We start from the raw sequence: 1,683 nt of genomic DNA, 5'->3' as shown, positions 1-1,683 counted from the left end.
AGCACGCCTCATAGACAGCTCTACTGGGCGGATTCAAAGGGGCGCGTGGGGGCGACCGTCATGGGCTGGCCGAAGGACTGGGGCGCTCCCGACGCCGCCGGCACGCATATCACCTATACCGGCAATTTGGTCAGCGACGACGACCGGATAGACGTGGGCTATTACGGCGGCGCCGTCGGCGGCGAGGATCACTATCTTACCGCAAGCAACGTGCACCAGTGGAACGACACCCCGGCGGGCTTTACCGAAATCAGCTTTTGCCGGGTGCACACGTCCATATTCCGCTACGGCGGCGGTTTCGGCGAAATGTCCGCGGAAGTCTTTTACGCGGACGGGCTGGGGCAGATGACGGACTTTCCGCTGCCGTGAAAGCCAACCGAGGGGCGAAATATATGCCATACTACGGATAAGAACCTACCGTGCCTGCCAAGCGATATGCTGGCAGGCGAAATAAAGCCGTAATACGGGTAAGCATTTACCGGGGCTACCGAGCGGGCTTGCCGAGCGGCGAAAGCCTATAATATGCCGTACTACGGGTAAGCGGCTACCGGAGCTGCCGTGAAAGCCAACCGACAGGCGATATAAAGCCGTAGTACGGATAAGCATTTACCGGGGCTATCGAGCGATATGCCGACAGGCGAAAGCCTATATGCCATAGTACGGGTAAGCACCTACCGGGGCTACCGAGCGATATACTGGCGTTTTCCACGTAGTTGCCTACCGAGCGAGCCAACCGACAGGCGATATAAAACCCATAGTACGGGTAAAGCGTTCCCCGCGCTTCGCATGGGGAACGGTCGAGTTTGCCGCCGCAAGCGCGGCAAACTCTGCATAGAGGCGGGCGGGGAGCGGGGGAGAAGCCATAGGGCGGATAAGCATTTACCGGGCTACCGAGCGGGCTTTGTTAGAGGGCGAAATATATGCCGTAGTACGGATAAGATGTTCCCCGCGCGGGGCACGGGTAACGGTCGAGTTTGCCGTACGCGCGCGGCAAACTCTGCATAGAGGCGGGCGGGGCGCGGGGGGAGAAGCCATAGGGCGGATAAGCGGCTACCGTGTTTATCAAGAAAGCTTGCCGAAGGGTGAAAGCCTATATGCCGTAGGTAGTGTGGACTGGAAGGTAGAGGAATAAACACCTGACATGAATAGCGGCGATGAAGGAAGCGGTGAGCTTTGCATAGCGCGTAGCAATTCCCCGCCAGCGCTTGAGGGCGCGGAAGACGTTTTCAATGACGTGCCGCGCCCGATACAGTTCATGACTGTACGCTCTTTGCTCTTTCCGGCTTTTAACCGGAGGGATGACTGCTGCTATATCCGCTTCTTTAAGCATATCGAGCAGCTCGTTCGTGTCATACGCCTTGTCCGCAAGGAACGCTTCCGCTTCCAAATCCTCCATAAGGAGAGGCGCTTGATTACAATCCGCGACAGTACCGCTTGTCACAATGCCGCTTGCCGGTATCCCGTACTCGTCAACCGCCAAATGTAATTTGCTGTTCAGCCCCCTTTTGTGCGGCTAATGTCCTGACTGCCGCCTTGTGCCCCGCATGCGTCTGCGTGTGCCTTGATATATGTCGAATCTATCATAAAGATATCTCCGGCAGGCTCGCCTATTGCGGCGTCCGCCAGTATTCTCCATATTCCCTTGTCCCGCCAGCGGCAAAACCGCTTGTGTATGCTGTTCCA

At 57.3% G+C, this 1,683-nt stretch carries 2 protein-coding genes and 1 pseudogene; 1 reads left to right on the top strand and 2 read right to left on the bottom strand.

The genetic code is table 11. The features are described 5' to 3' along the window. Window positions 1-369, top strand: a 369-nt coding sequence (locus tag AWU74_RS11695; protein WP_187150875.1) for a hypothetical protein, incomplete at its 5' end; no start/stop codon positions are given. A 721-nt stretch (window positions 370-1,090) separates the two neighbouring features. Here the strand turns inward: AWU74_RS11695 and AWU74_RS05580 are convergent. Together AWU74_RS05580 and AWU74_RS11685 are read right to left on the bottom strand one after the other, a co-directional pair. After that, complete coding sequence (locus tag AWU74_RS05580) at window positions 1,091-1,480, bottom strand: transposase (protein ID WP_162504886.1); 390 nt, start codon at window positions 1,478-1,480, stop codon at window positions 1,091-1,093. A gap of 14 nt (window positions 1,481-1,494) precedes the next feature. Continuing rightward, window positions 1,495-1,683: pseudogene (locus AWU74_RS11685) on the bottom strand (IS5/IS1182 family transposase); the annotation flags it as partial.

This window comes from Treponema endosymbiont of Eucomonympha sp. (assembly GCF_001028545.1).
This window is presented reverse-complemented; position numbering and strand designations above follow the sequence as displayed.